Below are 15,280 nucleotides of genomic sequence, written 5' to 3'. Positions count from 1 at the left end.
GCTGCCCCGATGGTTGCCTCCGGCGAGGGACGGCCCGGCTGGGGACCGAATTCCCAGCCGGGCCGGCGTTACCTCAGCCGGTGTAGACCGCCCTGCGGCCGTACAGCTTCCTGGTGAAGGTGGAGATGTAGGCGCTGGAGTCCGTGGCGCCCAGGTTGTAGGTCAGGAACGCCCCGTAGCCCTCGCTCACGGTACGTGCCGCGAGGTTCGCGGTGGTGGTCGTACTGGTCGAGTTGATGTGTACGGCGGCGGGGGACAACCGGGACTTGGCGCTCGGGCCGCGCGGCACGGACCAGGTGCCGTAGTACGGGTTCCAGGCGTAGTCGAAGGTGTTGGCGATGCTCTGGCCGTTGTAGGTCAGGCGTTCCGCGGACGGGCCGATGTCGTACAAAGTGATCAGCTTGTTCGGCAGCAGTTCGCGCAGTGCCGTGACCAGGTAGAAGAACGAGCTCTCGTTCGGCTGGCCCGTGCCGTTCTCGCCGTACTTCGCCCACTCGTCGTCGAAGTCGATACCGTCCAGCCCGTAGCGGTTGACCGCGTCGGCCAGTTCCTGGGCGAACGCGGCGGCCGCCTGCTGGGACGGGAAGTTGGCGAAACCCGCACCCTGGTGGTTGCCCAGAACGGACAGCACCACCTTGATGCCCTTGCGCTGCAACGGCCGGACCTGGGTCGCCACGTTGTCCAGCACGTTCTGCACGTTCTCGTTGAAGTGCAGATAGGCCTTGGTGCCGTCGTAGTTGATGTTGGCGGCGAAGATCATCGCGATGTCGAAGACCTGCGCGCCGCTACCGGCGAGCACGTACTTGCCGGCGTTCAGCATGCTGTTGCTGTTGACCTCGATGTAGACGACCGACAATGGGCCGGACTTCGCGCACGCTCCGGGCGCCGCGCTGGCCGGTGTGGCCAGGGTGGCGCCGGTCGCGGCCGCGGCGGTGGTCGCGCCGATCATCGACAGCAGCGTTCTGCGGCGAATGAGCTCTTGTCCCATCTCAACTCCTCCATGGGCGGGCGGGATTAGCTATACCGATTAACTCCGGTCTCCCCGGCCTGGGCGCGCACGAACGCAGGCCAGGCAGATAAACCGGTATAGCTCCAAGAGCATCGGGGGCCGCTGATCGGCTGTCAAGACGTCGTGACGGGCCGTGCGCGATGTTTTCGTCGATCAACGCACTCGCGCGAAGTGGAACTGATAGACCAAGATGGCTCAGCAGATCGGAAAAAACTCACGGGAGTTTGGAGAGCCGCCGATGACCACCCAGACCTCCACGGCCGAGACGCAGCGGTCCCGCCGGGCCCTGGTCGCCGGATCCGTGGGCAACTTCGTCGAGTGGTACGAGTTCGGCGCGTACGGGTTCTTCGCCACCGTGATCGCGGCCAACTTCTTCAGCCCGGACGGCTCGGGCGACGCCGAGAGCCTGATCCGCACCTACGCCTCGTTCGCGCTGGCCTTCTTCTTCCGGCCGATCGGCGCGGCGCTTTTCGGCCGGATCGGTGACCGGATCGGCCGGCGGCCGACGTTGATCCTGGTGCTGCTGCTGATGACCGGTGCCACCACGCTGATCGGCCTGCTGCCCACGTACGCCGCGATCGGTGCCGCCGCCCCCTGGATTCTGACCGGCGTACGGGCCTTGCAGGGCTTGTCCGCGGGCGGTGAGTTCGGTGGGGCCGTGTCGATCATGACGGAGTTCGCTCCGAGGGGACGGCGCGGCCTCTACGGCTCGTGGCAGTCCTTCACCGTGGCGCTGGGCCTGCTCGCGGGCGCCGGCCTGGCCGCCGTACTCGGCTCGGTGCTCAGTGCGGAGGCGTTGAACGACTGGGGCTGGCGGGTGCCGTTCCTGCTGGCCCTGCCGCTCGGCCTGGTCGCGTTGTGGCTGCGCCTTCGGTTGCCGGAGACGCCGCACTTCGAACGTGCCACCACGCAGGTCGCGTCGCCGCCCGGGCGGGAGACGGTGAAGGCCATCGCGTTGGGCATCAGCCGGCTGATGGGCTGGTCGGCCGCCGGTTACACCTTCCTGGTGGTGCTGCCGTCGTACCTGCAGTCCAGCCTGAACGCGACGTTCCAGCAGGCGCTGATCGCGACCGTGCTGGCCAATCTCGGCTTCGCGCTGACGATCATTCCGGCGGGCTGGTTCAGCGACCGGGTCGGCCGGAAGCCGGTGATGGTGACCGGCTCGGTCCTGATCGTTGTGCTGGCCATTCCGTTGCTGAACCTGCTGCAGGACAAGGAGGTGGGCAACGGCGTCAAGGGCGTGGCGGTGCTGCTCGCGGGCGCGGTGGTCGGCCTGCTGGCCGGACCGGGCCCGGCGATGCTGTCGGAGATGTTCCCGACCACCGTGCGCTACACCGGTCTCGGACTGGCCTACTCGCTGTCGAACGCGGTCTTCTCCGGATCGGCCGGGCTGATCATCATCGAGCTGATCAAGCGCACGGGCAATCTCGACATCCCGGCGTACTACGTGCTGGTGACGTCGCTGGTCAGCGTGGTCGGTCTGCTGACGCTGCGCAACGAACATGCCGAAGAGCTGAGGGACTGAGCCATGCGAGTGATCGGCCTGATGTCCGGAACGTCGTACGACGCGATCGACGCCGCTGCGGCGGATCTGCGGATCGACAACGGCACGCTCGTCATGCAGCCGCTAGGCCTGCTGAGTTCGCCGTACTCGCCGGAACTGCGGGAGGCCTTGGCGGCGGCGCTACCGCCGGCCGCGACCACGATGGAGGACGTGTGCCGCCTCGACACGGCGATCGGCCAGGCCTTCGCGGCGGCCGCCCGGCAGGCGATCGAGCAGCTTGGCGGCGGTGAGGCCGATCTGATCGCGTCGCACGGTCAGACCGTCTACCACTGGGTGGAAGACGGTCAAGTACACGGCACGCTTCAGCTCGGACAGCCCGCGTGGATGGCCGAGGCGACGGGAGTCCCGGTGGTGTCCGGTTTCCGCACCCGGGATGTCGCCGCGGGCGGACAGGGCGCGCCGCTGGTCAGCCTGATCGACGTGCTCTGGCTACGCGGCCGAGGTGGTACACCGGTCGCCCTCAACCTCGGCGGTATCGCGAACGTGACGGTGGTGCCGCCCGAGGCGGAGCCGATCGCCTTCGACACCGGTCCGGCCAACGCGTTACTGGACGCGGCCGTGTGCGATCTGACCGCGGGCCAGTTCGCGTTCGACGCGGATGGCGCGATGGCCGCGCGGGGCCACGTGCACGAGGAGTTGCTGACGCGCTTGCTGGCCGAGCCGTACTACGCCCGGCGCGGCCCGAAGAGTACCGGCAAGGAGCTGTTCCACCTGCCGTACCTGGCCGCCGCGATGAACGGCCTGGACGTGATTCCGGCCGACGATCTGGTGGCGACGTTGACTGCCTTGACCGTACGGACCGTGGCCGACGCGGTTCGCTCGTACGGCGGCACCGAGGTCATCGCGTCTGGTGGCGGTACGCGCAATCCGGTGTTGATGCAGCTCCTCGCGGCGGAACTGGGCGAGGTCCCGTTGCGAACCACCGACGAACTCGGTCTGCCCTCGGCCGCCAAGGAGGCCTACGCCTTCGCCGTACTGGGCTATCTGACTCTGCACGGGCTCACCGCCACGGTTCCGAGTTGTACGGGCGCGAGGCACGCGAGCATCCTCGGGTCGATCACGCCAGGTCTAGGTCCTCTACCGTCCACCCCACTGGTAGCGCCGCCGAACCGCCTCGTAGTCGCTCAAGAGGCCCAAGCCCGTCGGAACTAGTTCGACGACCATGGGGTCAACGGACGCTCCAACCGAACTCCGTCGACCTCAAGGTCCACCTGCTCGGTGAAGAACGAGACAAGCCCGGCAAGCCGCTGCATCCCGTCGAGCGGCTCCGGGTAGGCCCAAGCGATGTTCGGGGCTGTAGTTCCTAGCGACCAGTACGCAGCGTGGCCTTTGTAGGCGCAGGTGGTTCGCAGGTCACTCGGCTGGAGCAGCTCCATCCGTACGTCCTCGGGCCGCAGGTAGTACCTGGGCGGCAGGAACGTCTCCACCAGCAGCAAAGGCCGAACCGAGTTGGCCAGCTCGACGCCATCAAGCTCGACCCGCACGTGCCGCGACGACGCGAGCAGGTCGATTCGCGAGCGGGGATCGCGCGGATGGCCGACGATCGGTTCGTCCTCCTCGAGCCATTCGTCGAAGGCGGCCCAGTCGAGCAGCACGTAACCGTCGAGGTCTGGGTCGTCCGGGACGAACCCTGCGGCCTGGCAAGGGCCGACGTCGAAGGTGGAACCCGGGCAGGTATGAACGGCGAAGGCCGAACTCGGGTCCAGCACGGGGGAGTCGATCATCCGCACGGGATGTTCCGCCGCCGCCGGCGCGGGTGCTTCGGTCAGATCGGCGGCGATGTCCGCCACGGGTACGGCGTACTGGCCGACCACTCGGCGGGGTTCCCAGACAATGCGGGCCTGTTCGGAATCGACCAGGGTTTCGCCGTTCTTGCGAGCGCGGACCCGCTTAGGCGTCGGGTGGAAGCGCAGTTCGCCCAAGGAGCGCCGGTACTCGTCAGTGATCAGCAAGGCCATCCCTCACCATCGAACGACCTGGCCCACCGGTCAATAGGATCGAGTCATGATCACCCGGCCGGGCTACGCGGTGCTGACGCGCGTGCGCGTACCGTGGCCGGCCGAGGTCTGCTTGACCTTCGAGTTGGTTGAGGGCCAAGGATCGCGGCGTGCCTGAACAACTGCTCACCATCAGCTCCTTCGCCCGCCTGGTCGGACTCACTCCCAGCGCGCTGCGGTTCTACGACGACTGTGGACTGCTTCCGCCTGCTGAGGTCGACGACGGCAACGGCTATCGCTACTACTCGCCCGCGCAGGAAGGCCGGGCCACGATGCTCCGGGACCTTCGCGAGATCGACCTGCCGCTGGCGCAGGTTCGCGTCGTACTGGACGCCGGGCCGGAGACCGCCGCCGAGATCATCCGTACGCACCTGCGCTCGATCGAGCTGCGGGCCGAGGCTGCCCGGCAGGCGGCTGCCCGGATCCTCGCCGGTTCCGTTCCCACGGCGACCGCCGTGTCCCTGGGCGGAGCCGAACTCGCGAGCGCGATTCGCCAGGTTTCGCCCGCAGCGGCCACGTCGTCCGAACTGCCCGCGCTGACCTGCGTCCTGCTGGAAGCCGGCCCGGACGAGGTGAAGCTGGTTGCCACTGATCGCTACCGCCTGTCGATCCGCCAGTTGCATCCGAAGGCGTTCACCGGCTCGGCTCGTTCCGTACTGGTTCCAGCCGCCGCCTTGGTCGAACTGCTGCGCACGCTTGCCGCGATGCCAGAGGTGCAGGTGGGTATTACGGCCGGCTCGATCACCTTTGGCGAGGTCGAGGTGGCCCCGATGGCCGCGGAGTATCCGGCGTACCAGGCGATTCTTGACGGTCTGGACGCGCCAGCGACTCGGTTGTTCGTCAACCGGCTCGGGCTGCTCGCGACGTTGGACACCGTCACGGGCGATCTCGTGCTCAGCGCCACGCCCGACGGGTTGAGCGTCGCGATGCCGGATCAGCCGGAGGTGTCGGTCGAGGCCATCTGCACCGGTAGGCCGGCCCGGATCGGTTTCAACGCGTCCCTGCTCGCGGCGGCCCTGAGTGCCAGTGTTGGACCCGACGTATTGCTGGAGATCGGCGCGGTCGATCGTCCGGTTGTGGTCCGGTCAGCGGATCAGGGCACCTTCACCACGCTGGTGATGCCGATCCGCCTGGACGCGTGAGCACCGATGTCCGGCAGCAGGCTCTTCCGCGGTCCTTCCACTACTGGCTGGCCGCCGCCTCGCTGTCGACGTTCGGTGATGTCGCGCTGTACTTCGCGCTCGGCTGGGCCGCCACGGGATTGGGACCAGGTCTCGCCGGTCTGGTCCTGACCTGTTTCGTCATTCCGCGCGCCGTGCTGTTGATCCTGGCGGGCGTGCTCGGCGATCGGTGGGGCCCGCGCCGGGTGATGATCGCCTGCGACGCACTGCTGTGCGGGCTCACCCTGGGGCTGGCCGGAGTGATCGCGATCGCCGGGATCAGCCCGGCCGCACTGCTGATCACCGCGCTGCTGGTCGGTGGTGTCGAGGCGTTCTACCTACCGGCGTCGGGCGCGTTCCCCCGGCTGTTCGCCACCGACGAACAGTTGCCGAGGGCAATGGCCTTGCGCGGTACGACCAGTCAGGTCATCACCCTCGCCGGTGGGCCGGTGGCCGGTCTGCTGGTGGCCGCGGTGGGACTGACCGGGGCGCTGCTGGCTGATTCGCTCACGTTCGCGATCTGCCTGGTCGTCGTACTGCTGATCCGGCCGCCGTTTTCGGCCGCGCCGCCAGCCGGTCCGGCCGTCTCCTTGCTGGCCTCGGCCCGGGACGGCCTGCGGACGGCGTGGTCAGATCCGATGTTGCGCGCCATCCTCGTCGCGGTGGGCCTGGTCGCCGCCTTTGTGCTGCCGGTGTTGTCGCTCTGCCTTCCGCTGCTGGCCCGTGCCCACGGCTGGGGTCCGGCCACGGCAGGCCTGCTCGCTGGTTCGTCGACGGCCGGGAGTCTGTTGGTGACCGTCGTGATCGCTCGGCGGGGGACCTTCCGGCGGGCCGGCCTGGTGACCGGTCTCGCGCCGCTGGTCATCGCGGTCGGGACGGCTGGTCTGGCCGTCGCGGGTAGGCCGCCGGCCGCGATGGCGACGGCGTTTGTCCTGGGTAGCGGGATCGGGCTCTTCACCGCGCACATGGGGCCGTTGTTCGTGACCGCCACGCCGCGGAGTCACCTGATCCGGCTCCAGTCGCTGCTCGGATTGGTCCAGACCCTGCCGCTGCTGGTCGCGAACAGCCTCATCGGCGCGTTGTCCGCCCGGACGAGTCCGCAGTGGGCGGTCGCGGGGTGCGCGGTCGCGACCACCTTGGCCGCGATCGCCGTACTCTCCTCCCGCCAACTCCGCGCCATCGGCACGAGATCTCAACAGATCGGCGAGACGGCGCTAGTGTCGGGCCCTGCTGGTGCCACTGGGTCCGGGGCTGGCATGTCGTAACACGGGGAGTTCTGTCATGCGTGTTGTCCGCATCGCGCTGGGGTTGCCGTTCGCCCTGGTGGGTTTGTTGCTCGCGATCGTCGCCGGAGTGGTCGGGTTCGTCCTGATCGGCCCGGACGACACCATCTGGTCTTCGGAGCAACGGCTCTCGACACCCGGTCCGGCCGCGATCAGCGCGCCGGAGCTGATCCACCGGCACGGGCCGCTGCTGCAGATCAGCGCGCGTCCGTCCGACGGGCAGCGCGAACTCTTCGTTGGTGTTGCCCGTGACTTGGACGTTGCCAGCTATCTGAAGGACGTCCGCCATCTGAAGATCGACCGTATTCAGTTGCCGATGCAGCTGGGTGGCAACGAGGTCAATCGCGAGGCCGGTGCGGTGACCCCGCCGGCCGGTCTCGACTGGTGGGTCGCGCGCGGCGGCAACGAGGTGAGTTGGCCGATCGCCGATGGCCCGTACGACGTGGTGGTGATGAACGCGGACGGCAAACCGGCTCTCGACGCGCAGGTCAAGTACGGCGTCGAACTACCCGGCGCCTTCGTCACCACCCTGCTGGTCGCCGCGGCCGGCCTGCTCCTGCTGGTGGTAGGCCTCGTCCTACTGTTCCGCCGCCCCACCGGTGATGACGCAACTGCCGGAACGCCCGAGACCCCGGCTGTACGACGCGATGCCACCGCCGTACGCCGCGACGCTTCGGCCGTACGCCGCGGGGCCGTTGGGGCGCGGGAGGTGGTACAACGCGAGGTGGTCGCGCGGGGCGTCGTACGACGAGGCGGCGGCGTCCGGCGTGGGGCGGGTGCTCTCGGGACGACCATATTGATGCTCTCGGCAACTAGTTGTGCCGCGGTCGCGGAGCGGGACACCGTCACCGCGCTCAGTCGGCCGGCCACCACGGCGGAGGCCGGCCGTGCCGAGGTGCGGCGCTACCTCGACGTCTTCGCCTCCGCCAACCGGACCCGCGACGAGGCCCTGATCACGACCGTCGAAGGCGGCCCGCTACTGGCGCAGACCCGGGCCTCGTTCCAGATCGGCAAGGCGCTGCGCAAACCGGTACTGCCGCCGTTCTCGTACACCCGGCCATTGATCGCCGCACCGGACCACACCGGATATCCGATGCGCTTCGTCGTCTCGTCCGGAGTGTCCACGGACCAGAAAATCCGCCAGCTCGGCGTGTGGCATCGCCAGAATGCGGGTAGTCCGTGGTTGTTGACGCATTCCGTGCGACCAGCGGCGGTAATGCCAATACCGGATCTGGCCGGACTGCGAGTTCCTTCTCCGGCAGATAACGCGGCCGCGCTGAATGCGGCCACCGACCTGGCGGCGTACCTCAGCAAGGGGGTGGACGGGCAGAACTTTCTCAACTCACCCGACCTGACCGAGTTGCTGCGCCGCCGTGCGGCCGAACAGGCGAAAGATCTGCGCGACGTCTACATCGCCGGTGTCACCGATACCTTCACGCTGTCCGGAGAACCGGTCGCATTTGTCACGACAAGTGCGGAGGTGCTGGTATTCGCCGCCTTCAGCGAGCGATATCTGCAGACGATTCGGCTGGGCGAGGCCGCGAAATGGGCCCGCGGCGATGTCACTGCGTTCAGTAATGGTAAAGAATTCACTCGCACGCTGAGCTACGACATGCTGTACCAGATCGCGTTCGTCGTACCGCCGAAGGGAAACGGGAAAGTGCGGATCCTGTCCGTGGATTCGCAGCTGACCGGCGCCGGCGGCAGCTGACTCCGGCCTGCGGAAACAAGAAACCCCAGGTCGGGATTGCGGTCCTGACCTGGGGTTTCTGCGTGGAGCGGGTGACGAGAATCGAACTCGCACTGTCAGCTTGGGAAATCAATCTAGCCGTGCTAGCCACCGTCATCAAGCCGGACGGCACTACCCCTGACTTACCGCTACGGGCCCCTGCATGCCCCGGCTTGTGGCACGCATGTTGCACGCCGCCGGAGCCGTCCGACTAGGCCTTCGGCATGTCGTAGTCCTCGACCTTTCCGCCCCCGTGTAGGTCCATCTGGAAGAGCGCGCCACTCATCCGGCCGGGGACGACTTCCGTTCGGACGTGCTTGAAGCCCTGTCGCATGTAATAGGCGTGGAGGGCGGTGTTGGTCCGCCACACGTCGAGACGTAGCCACCGAGAGCCACGCCGCATCTCTGCGGTCTTCACGGCAGACAGAAGGTTCGCGCCGTAATGCTTGCCGTGTTCCGCAACGAGGAATCGACTTAGGTAGCCCTGCGGTTCTGCTATCTCTTCAGGGGTCCAAAAATCTGCGTCCGGCTCAGTGACGGCGACAACTGCGACGACTTGATCATGCGGCGCAATCCCAACGAATTGCCCTGCATCAAATAGCCGGTCAATATCGGAGTGGGCAAATTCTGACTTGGAATTGGGTCCGGCCGTGTACTGATCCAGGCCCTTCGACGCCACCCACTCTTCGGCCTCATTTCGAAGGCGGTGAATCAGCTCCCGATGTTCTTCGCGCTCTAGGAAAACCAAAGGCGGGAACCAGCGTCGATCCTGATCGGCATACCGATCTGAAACCGAAAGGCCTGTCGTGGTCATACGTCTTTCCCACTTTCTCTTGCAGCGCGAATTAGGTCTAATCCGGTTCGGTTGCCAACTTCCCAGATGAGTCGGTTGCGGCGTCCAAGGCGGTGGAACTGGCTGACTCGGGTGATGCGTGTGCTGCTGGCGGCCGTTCGAGTCTGCACCAGGAGCGGCGCGCCGACAGGCACCGCCAGGTCTGCTGCGTCGGCGGGCCCTGCCGATTCGTCGGTTACTTCATCGACGCGAGCGATTTCCTCGAATCCCGCATCGGCGAGCGCTCGAATTGTTCCCTGGGGAAGGTCGTCGGTCGTATCGAGTCCGGCCTTCTGCGCCAAATCGAGAGCGTAGTAGCTCGTTTCGCGAGCCCACGGCTCACCGTCCAAGATCTGGTGACTGATGCGAATGACAGCCACCTGATCATGCGGAATTCCCAGGCGGTCAGCGATCCACACCGGCGGTTTAGCCATTCGCATCTCGAATCGCTTAGAAGGCTTCCTGCCAACCTTCTTTGCGTTCTCCGAGAAAGCGTCATACGACGATTTGCCCCGGTCTGACCTGAGCGAATCGGTCGCATAGTGATCCGTGCGGCCAATAGAGCGCACGATTATTCCGCGTCGGCCACCGACGTACCCGGAATACACCATGCCCTGTTTGCCTAGTTCGTCAATGGCCGACGTGATGGTAATCCGGCTGACGTTAAAGCGCGCTTGTAGGTCCTTGTGGGTGGGCAGCAACGTGCCAGGCGGCCACGTGCCAGCGGTGATCTCTTCCGCCAGCGTCTCCGCGATCTCTACGTATGCAGGCAACTGCGTGAGCCCTTCTCTCCATGTTGGACATGTCGAACATATCGACACGAGGTCGTGCATGTCCAAGCTTGACATGTTGGACATGCACAGGTGAACATGTTGGACATGTCCAAGCTTCCCGGCTCAAACAAGAGCGACGCCCCGGCGGTGGCACCCGCCGAGGCGTCTAGGGCGAACTCGATCCGTCTGCACAGAGGAGATCTACCCGTGAGCATCATCCCCCTTCAGCACCCGTACGACGTAGAGCCCACCGCCGCCGATTTGGCCGCGATCGAGCGTGAATGGCCGCTGATCGCGGCCGACCTCGAACGACTCGACGCCGAAATTTCCCTGATCAACGCTGGTCCGCTGGCTTCCACGCTGGACCGCCGCCGTATCCGTCGGGCGGAGAACCGCGTCCTGGCCGCCCGTCGCCAGCTCGCCGCCCAGACCGAGACTCCCGAGGTGGCGTGATGACCAACCGCCGAATCTTCCGTAAGGACAGCACCGACCGTCCGGCCGTTGACCAGGCCTGGAAGGTCCACGACACGGCCGCTGGCGCGATCGGCAAGGCCGACAGCAAGGCCCAGTTCGCCGCCGGACTGGAAACCGCCGCGATCGCGGCCGTCGTCACCGTGGCCGGTCAGCCGTTCATCGCCACCGCCGGAAAGGTTGCCCTCGGCATCTCCGCCGGTCTGCTGCTGGCCGCGCTGGTCCTGGCCGTCGCCGCCGTGCTGCCGATCCTGCACAACCGCAAGCGCGGCGCGGCTGTGCCCGGTGACTACCTGTACTTCGGTTCCCTGCGTCGCACCACCGCCGCCGAGCTGGCCGACCGCCTCACCCACGAAGACGCCATGACCGGGCTGTGCGCCCAGACGATCACGCTGTCGCGGCTGGCCTGGGCCAAGCACCGCCTGTTGCAGGCCTCCCTAATCGCGGCCATCGCCGGTATCGCCCTGGCGGCCGTCACCGTCCTGCTGGCCGGTGTCCGATGAGGCGGCCACGCGTAATGAGCCTGGCTGACGTACAGGCCGAGCGTCTTGGGGTTGACCCGGCCGCTGTACCGGCCGAACTCGAAGCCCGTTTGGTGGCGTTGCTGGCCACGGTGACCGGTGACGTTCCGCGCGCCGACTCGGCCGAAGCCGCAGTTGCCGCTGGCGGCTTGTGGGCGCTGTCCGGATTTCTGACCGACGCTCGCCGCGTCCTTGCAGGCAAGGAGATTGCAGCATGAGCATGCCGCTTCGCACCACCTACCCGACCCCGGTCGAAGACCTGGTTCCGGACGCCCGCAAGCTTGCCGACAAGCTCGGCCGGGTCCCGTCGCAGAACATGCTGAAGACCGAGCTTCGGATCGGCACGGACAAGGCCCGCGCGGTCCGGGCGGCCCTCATCGCCGCCGACACCGACACCAGTGCGGACCTGCCTGCCGAGCCTGCGCCGGAACCGGTCGAGCCGCGTCTACACGTGGTCCAGAACTGGACCCCGGACGCTGACACCGGCACTGACGCTGGCGGGGAGGAGATGCCCCCCGCGCCGGTCGAGGCCGATCAGCCGGAGACGGCGATCGAGGTAAAGCCGCAGGTCAGCCCGGACGTAGACCCGGTTCCGGCAGAAGGGCAAACCGCGGGAAGGGGCATCTCCTGGTGGCAACGCAGGTCGCCGCGTGCTGAGGCGGTGGGCGGTCGGCCGGTGTCGTCGTGGCCGGTGCTGCTGCTGGCGCTGCCCGCGTTCGTCGCGGTCTGGTCCGGCTGGGTCGGGCTCGGTGCCTTGACCGGGTTCGGGGTGGTTCACCCGCTGCCCGGGATCGCGGACGGGTTCTCGATCAACTCCGCCATCACCTTGCCGATCGGAGTCGAGACCTACGCCGCGTTCGCGCTGCGGGTCTGGCTGTCCGGCCAGGTGCCGGTATCGGCTCGCACGTTCGCGAAGTGGTCCGCCATCGGTGCTCTGATCCTCGGCGCGCTGGGGCAGGTCGCCTACCACCTCCTGGACGCGGCCGGGGTCACGTCGGCCCCGTGGTGGATCACGACCGTGGTCGCCTGCCTGCCGGTCGCCGTACTCGGCGCGGGTGCCGCGCTGGCCCACCTGATCCACGCCCGCCCTACCGCTGAGGAGAAGTGACGTGACTGTCTACGTCGATGACATGCGGCGTCAAATCCTGATCGAGGCCGTTCAGTGGTCGCACTTGTTCGCGACGACCTCCGAGGAGCTGCACGAGTTTGCCGCTCGGATCGGCCAAAAGCGCGAGTGGGTCGAGGCTGAAGGCACGATCCGCGAGCACTACCTACTGACCGAGCCTGAGCGCGCCGCTGCGCTCGCCGCCGGTGCCGTCCCGCTGTCCTATCCGCGCGGAGTGGCGCTGCTGTTGACCACCAAGCGCCGCGACGCCCGCAACCAAGACCGGGAGGTCTGAGCGATGACACAGCCCACCCCTCCCGAGCGGGTTGCCGAGTTCACGCCGAACGAGATCGCGCACTTGATGGTGGCGCTGGTCTGGCTCGGCCCAGACCCGAAGGTGTTCCAGACCTGGCCTCATGCCACGCAAGCCGCTGTGGCGAAGGCGATGAACAACACCTACGTCGAACTGATGCCCGACGGTCAGATGGGGCTACGTGTCGGCACCTTCCGAATCGTCACGAACGCCAACGAGAGCGGGGAGAACTGACATGACCGAGACCATCGAGCACGTTGCCGACCCGATCGACCTGGACGCCCGCCGCGCCCGCCGTGACGACGCGACCCCGGCTAGCGATTCGGCCGGCACTCCAATGCCGCTGTCGGCTGGCGAGGTCGAGCGGATGGATACCGCCTATGAAGTGGCGCTGGACGAGGACCAGGGCGACGACGCCGCCCCGGGTGCGGGCAAGGTGCTGGTGCCGGTGGATCGCCCGGGCCTGGCGGTGCCGGTGGCCGAGGGTGAGCGGCAGCCGATCATTCCGGTGCATCTGCTGCCGGGCAACCTGCGCGGCACGATCACGAAGGCGCTGGCCCGGTCGGGTCACGTCGCGGCATTCCACGCGGTCCGCTCGCCGTGGTACGGCCTCAAGCTGGCGTGGTTCGCCGGGCGTGGCTTCACGCGGCTGGTCCGCACACAGGTTCGCTGGTGGTGGGTACCGGGCGCGGAAACCCTTCACCAGAAGGCCGCTGATGAGAAGGCGTACAAGGAGTGGAGCCAGATCCACCGCCAGGTGAAGGCAACCCGCGCGTGGCGTGGCGGCGTTTTGGCGGCCCAGAACATCGGCCTAGCCATCAGTGCACCGCTCGCGCTGAACATGGCTCCTAGCGCCGCTGTAGCCGCTGCCGGGGCCGGTGCGGTCGCCGCGCTGGCGCACTACGGCCGCCCGGCCGGTCAGACCCTGGTCGGCACCGCCGTGGTCGCCCCTCGGTTCCGCAAGCTGAACTCCGACATCGTGTTGCGGGCCTACTACGCGGCCGGTCTGGGCAACCCGGACAAGACCGATAAGCAGGTCAACTTCGGGTCCACCATGTCGCGGGACACGTCCAACACCGGGACCGAGGTCGTGATCGACCTTCCGTGGGGTTTGGGCTGGTCAGACGCCCTAAAAGCCCGGGAGAAGATCGCCTCAGGCCTGGACGTGCACGAGCGTCAGGTGTTCCTGAGCCCGGACGACTCCTCCAGCCGTCGCCACAAGTTGTTCGTTGCCGACGTGGACCCGCTGGGCATCCCGGCCGGGCGCACCGACATGCTGGATGGCAAGCGCCGCTCGATCTGGAACCCGGTCCGGTTCGGCCTGGACGAGCGCGGCAACACCGTGTGGCTGTCGCTGCCGTGGTTCTCGCTGCTGGTCGGTGCCCAGCCCCGCAAGGGCAAGACGTTCTCGGCCCGCCTGGTCGCCTTGCACGCAGCACTGGACCCGCACGTGAAGCTGATCATTGCCGACGGCAAGAACTCCCCGGACTGGCTGGCGTTCCGCAAAATCGCGCACCGGATCATTTTCGGTGAGGTCCCGAACATCAACGACCCGGACCCGATCGGGCACCTGCTCGCCGCGCTGGACGAGATCATCACCCACATCAACACCGTCAACGAGATCCTGACCGGCCTGGACCCTGAGGTGTGCCCGGACGGCAAGCTGACCGAAGACCTGGCCCGCGACCCGCGTTACCCGGATCTGCGGGTGTGGATCTTGATCATCGAGGAGTTCCAGAAGTACTTCGAGACCGAGGACCAGGAGATCAACAAGCAGATCGCCCGCAAGCTGTCGCTGATCCAGGCCGTCGGCCCGAGCGCCGGTGTGTGGCTGATCTCTGCGTCGCAGAAGCCGTCCGGTGTCGGCGCCGGTGACGTGGCCCGGTTGTTCAACCGGTTCCGCGACAACCACACGCTGCGGTTTGCGCTGCGCTGCGGTAACCGTGACGTGTCCATGGCCGTGCTGGGCGGAGACGCCTACCAGGAAGGCTTCGACGCCTCCACGCTGCCGCTGGGCGACAAGTTCCGGGGCGTGGGCTACCTGTACGGCGCCGACGACAACCCGCCGACCGTGCGGACCTACCTGGCCGACGCCAAGGACGCCGACCACATCCTGACCGCCGCCCGCAAGACCCGCGAAGCCCTCAACCTGCTCACCGGCGAGGCGGCCGGAGAGCAGATCGAGCGGACCAGCCGCGACGTGCTAGCCGACATCCTCACCGTCATGGGCGCCGACACCGCCGCGCACTGGGAGGCGATCGCCGGACGGCTCGCGGCCCAGATGCCCGAGCAGTACGACGGCACGACGCCGGATGCGATCTCGGCTCAGGCCCGCGCGCTGAAGGTCCCCAGCCGGGACGTGAAACGCGACGGCGTGAACCGCAAGGGTGCCCGCGCAGACGACATCCGCGCCGCGATCGACCGCCGCAACAACATCAACGGAACGTAACCAAAGTGATCGGGGTGGCGGGACGGTTCAGGTAGCGCGCCCGCCGCTACCGGTAGCGGCAACGCTACCCGCCC

General features: G+C 67.3%; 16 protein-coding genes. 12 read left to right on the top strand and 4 right to left on the bottom strand.

Annotated elements, in window-relative coordinates; all coding sequences use genetic code 11:
- Positions 1–73: 73 nt before the first annotated feature.
- The gene (locus ACFFGN_RS11835) at positions 74–988 is read right to left on the bottom strand and encodes an endo-beta-N-acetylglucosaminidase H (protein WP_380046455.1); all 915 of its coding nucleotides are present in this window, start codon (positions 986–988) and stop codon (positions 74–76) included.
- A gap of 259 nt (positions 989–1,247) precedes the next feature.
- On the opposite strand from ACFFGN_RS11835, the gene ACFFGN_RS11830 reads away from it, so the two are divergent.
- Both ACFFGN_RS11830 and ACFFGN_RS11825 read left to right on the top strand, forming a co-directional pair.
- Positions 1,248–2,534, top strand: a complete 1,287-nt coding sequence (locus ACFFGN_RS11830; protein ID WP_380046453.1) for an MFS transporter — start codon at positions 1,248–1,250, stop codon at positions 2,532–2,534.
- Between the two features lie 3 nt (positions 2,535–2,537).
- Positions 2,538–3,725, top strand: a complete 1,188-nt coding sequence (locus ACFFGN_RS11825; RefSeq protein WP_380046451.1) for an anhydro-N-acetylmuramic acid kinase — start codon at positions 2,538–2,540, stop codon at positions 3,723–3,725.
- Here the strand turns inward: ACFFGN_RS11825 and ACFFGN_RS11820 are convergent.
- Positions 3,722–4,531 carry a DUF427 domain-containing protein gene (locus ACFFGN_RS11820; RefSeq protein ID WP_380046449.1) on the bottom strand — a complete coding sequence of 270 codons (810 nt, stop codon included), beginning with the start codon at positions 4,529–4,531 and terminating at the stop codon, positions 3,722–3,724. The genes ACFFGN_RS11825 and ACFFGN_RS11820 overlap by 4 nt on opposite strands.
- Positions 4,532–4,680: 149 nt before the next feature.
- On the opposite strand from ACFFGN_RS11820, the gene ACFFGN_RS11815 reads away from it, so the two are divergent.
- From ACFFGN_RS11815 to ACFFGN_RS11805, 3 genes are read left to right on the top strand one after another with little or no spacing between them, the layout of a single operon-like run.
- Positions 4,681–5,712: a DNA polymerase III subunit beta family protein gene (locus tag ACFFGN_RS11815; RefSeq protein WP_380046447.1), complete on the top strand. Its 1,032-nt coding sequence runs from the start codon at positions 4,681–4,683 to the stop codon at positions 5,710–5,712.
- On the top strand, positions 5,709–6,995 hold the full coding sequence (locus ACFFGN_RS11810; RefSeq protein ID WP_380046445.1) for an MFS transporter: 1,287 nt from the start codon (positions 5,709–5,711) through the stop codon (positions 6,993–6,995). The genes ACFFGN_RS11815 and ACFFGN_RS11810 overlap by 4 nt, the downstream gene beginning before the upstream one ends.
- A gap of 16 nt (positions 6,996–7,011) precedes the next feature.
- Positions 7,012–8,724, top strand: coding sequence for a DUF8094 domain-containing protein (locus tag ACFFGN_RS11805; protein ID WP_380046443.1), 1,713 nt, complete (start codon positions 7,012–7,014; stop codon positions 8,722–8,724).
- 229 nt (positions 8,725–8,953) lie between these two features.
- Here ACFFGN_RS11805 and ACFFGN_RS11800 read toward each other — a convergent pair whose 3' ends face one another.
- Positions 8,954–9,556, bottom strand: a complete 603-nt coding sequence (locus tag ACFFGN_RS11800; protein WP_380046441.1) for a GNAT family N-acetyltransferase — start codon at positions 9,554–9,556, stop codon at positions 8,954–8,956.
- Positions 9,553–10,347, bottom strand: a complete 795-nt coding sequence (locus ACFFGN_RS11795) for a GntR family transcriptional regulator (protein WP_380046439.1) — start codon at positions 10,345–10,347, stop codon at positions 9,553–9,555. The genes ACFFGN_RS11800 and ACFFGN_RS11795 overlap by 4 nt, the downstream gene beginning before the upstream one ends.
- Positions 10,348–10,554: 207 nt before the next feature.
- On the opposite strand from ACFFGN_RS11795, the gene ACFFGN_RS11790 reads away from it, so the two are divergent.
- Genes ACFFGN_RS11790 through ACFFGN_RS11760 form a run of 7 tightly spaced genes read left to right on the top strand, consistent with a single transcriptional unit; the run spans position 10,555 to position 15,206 of the window.
- Positions 10,555–10,800: a DUF6284 family protein gene (locus tag ACFFGN_RS11790; protein ID WP_380046437.1), complete on the top strand. Its 246-nt coding sequence runs from the start codon at positions 10,555–10,557 to the stop codon at positions 10,798–10,800.
- On the top strand, positions 10,800–11,321 hold the full coding sequence (locus tag ACFFGN_RS11785; RefSeq protein WP_380046435.1) for a Pycsar system effector family protein: 522 nt from the start codon (positions 10,800–10,802) through the stop codon (positions 11,319–11,321). Before ACFFGN_RS11790 ends, ACFFGN_RS11785 begins: the two co-directional genes overlap by 1 nt.
- Positions 11,322–11,335: 14 nt before the next feature.
- A complete protein-coding gene (locus tag ACFFGN_RS11780; RefSeq protein ID WP_380046433.1) occupies positions 11,336–11,557 on the top strand; it encodes a hypothetical protein in 222 nt (73 codons plus the stop codon).
- Positions 11,554–12,447 (top strand): ABC transporter permease, encoded by an 894-nt coding sequence (locus ACFFGN_RS11775; RefSeq protein ID WP_380046431.1) that lies wholly within the window; start codon positions 11,554–11,556, stop codon positions 12,445–12,447. Before ACFFGN_RS11780 ends, ACFFGN_RS11775 begins: the two co-directional genes overlap by 4 nt.
- A gap of 1 nt (position 12,448) precedes the next feature.
- Positions 12,449–12,739: a DUF4031 domain-containing protein gene (locus tag ACFFGN_RS11770; protein WP_380046429.1), complete on the top strand. Its 291-nt coding sequence runs from the start codon at positions 12,449–12,451 to the stop codon at positions 12,737–12,739.
- Positions 12,740–12,742: 3 nt separating this feature from the next.
- A complete protein-coding gene (locus ACFFGN_RS11765; protein ID WP_380046427.1) occupies positions 12,743–12,991 on the top strand; it encodes a hypothetical protein in 249 nt (82 codons plus the stop codon).
- Position 12,992: 1 nt separating this feature from the next.
- Positions 12,993–15,206, top strand: coding sequence for a cell division protein FtsK (locus ACFFGN_RS11760; RefSeq protein WP_380046425.1), 2,214 nt, complete (start codon positions 12,993–12,995; stop codon positions 15,204–15,206).
- Positions 15,207–15,280: the final 74 nt, after the last annotated feature.

It is taken from the genome of Kribbella deserti (genome assembly GCF_042434725.1).
Taxonomy (GTDB): domain Bacteria; phylum Actinomycetota; class Actinomycetes; order Propionibacteriales; family Kribbellaceae; genus Kribbella; species Kribbella deserti.
This window is presented reverse-complemented; position numbering and strand designations above follow the sequence as displayed.

Excerpts from the sequence above, each read along its gene's own strand:
- ACFFGN_RS11805 (WP_380046443.1), top strand. The coding sequence starts at position 7,012 with ATGCGTGTTGTCCGCATCGCGCTGGGGTTGCCGTTCGCCCTGGTGGGT.
- ACFFGN_RS11785 (WP_380046435.1), top strand. The coding sequence starts at position 10,800 with ATGACCAACCGCCGAATCTTCCGTAAGGACAGCACCGACCGTCCGGCC.
- ACFFGN_RS11825 (WP_380046451.1), top strand. The coding sequence starts at position 2,538 with ATGCGAGTGATCGGCCTGATGTCCGGAACGTCGTACGACGCGATCGAC.
- ACFFGN_RS11830 (WP_380046453.1), top strand. The coding sequence starts at position 1,248 with ATGACCACCCAGACCTCCACGGCCGAGACGCAGCGGTCCCGCCGGGCC.
- ACFFGN_RS11775 (WP_380046431.1), top strand. The coding sequence starts at position 11,554 with ATGAGCATGCCGCTTCGCACCACCTACCCGACCCCGGTCGAAGACCTG.
- ACFFGN_RS11780 (WP_380046433.1), top strand. The coding sequence starts at position 11,336 with ATGAGCCTGGCTGACGTACAGGCCGAGCGTCTTGGGGTTGACCCGGCC.
- ACFFGN_RS11760 (WP_380046425.1), top strand. The coding sequence starts at position 12,993 with ATGACCGAGACCATCGAGCACGTTGCCGACCCGATCGACCTGGACGCC.
- ACFFGN_RS11835 (WP_380046455.1), bottom strand. The coding sequence starts at position 988 with ATGGGACAAGAGCTCATTCGCCGCAGAACGCTGCTGTCGATGATCGGC.
- ACFFGN_RS11765 (WP_380046427.1), top strand. The coding sequence starts at position 12,743 with ATGACACAGCCCACCCCTCCCGAGCGGGTTGCCGAGTTCACGCCGAAC.
- ACFFGN_RS11820 (WP_380046449.1), bottom strand. The coding sequence starts at position 4,531 with ATGGCCTTGCTGATCACTGACGAGTACCGGCGCTCCTTGGGCGAACTG.
- ACFFGN_RS11800 (WP_380046441.1), bottom strand. The coding sequence starts at position 9,556 with ATGACCACGACAGGCCTTTCGGTTTCAGATCGGTATGCCGATCAGGAT.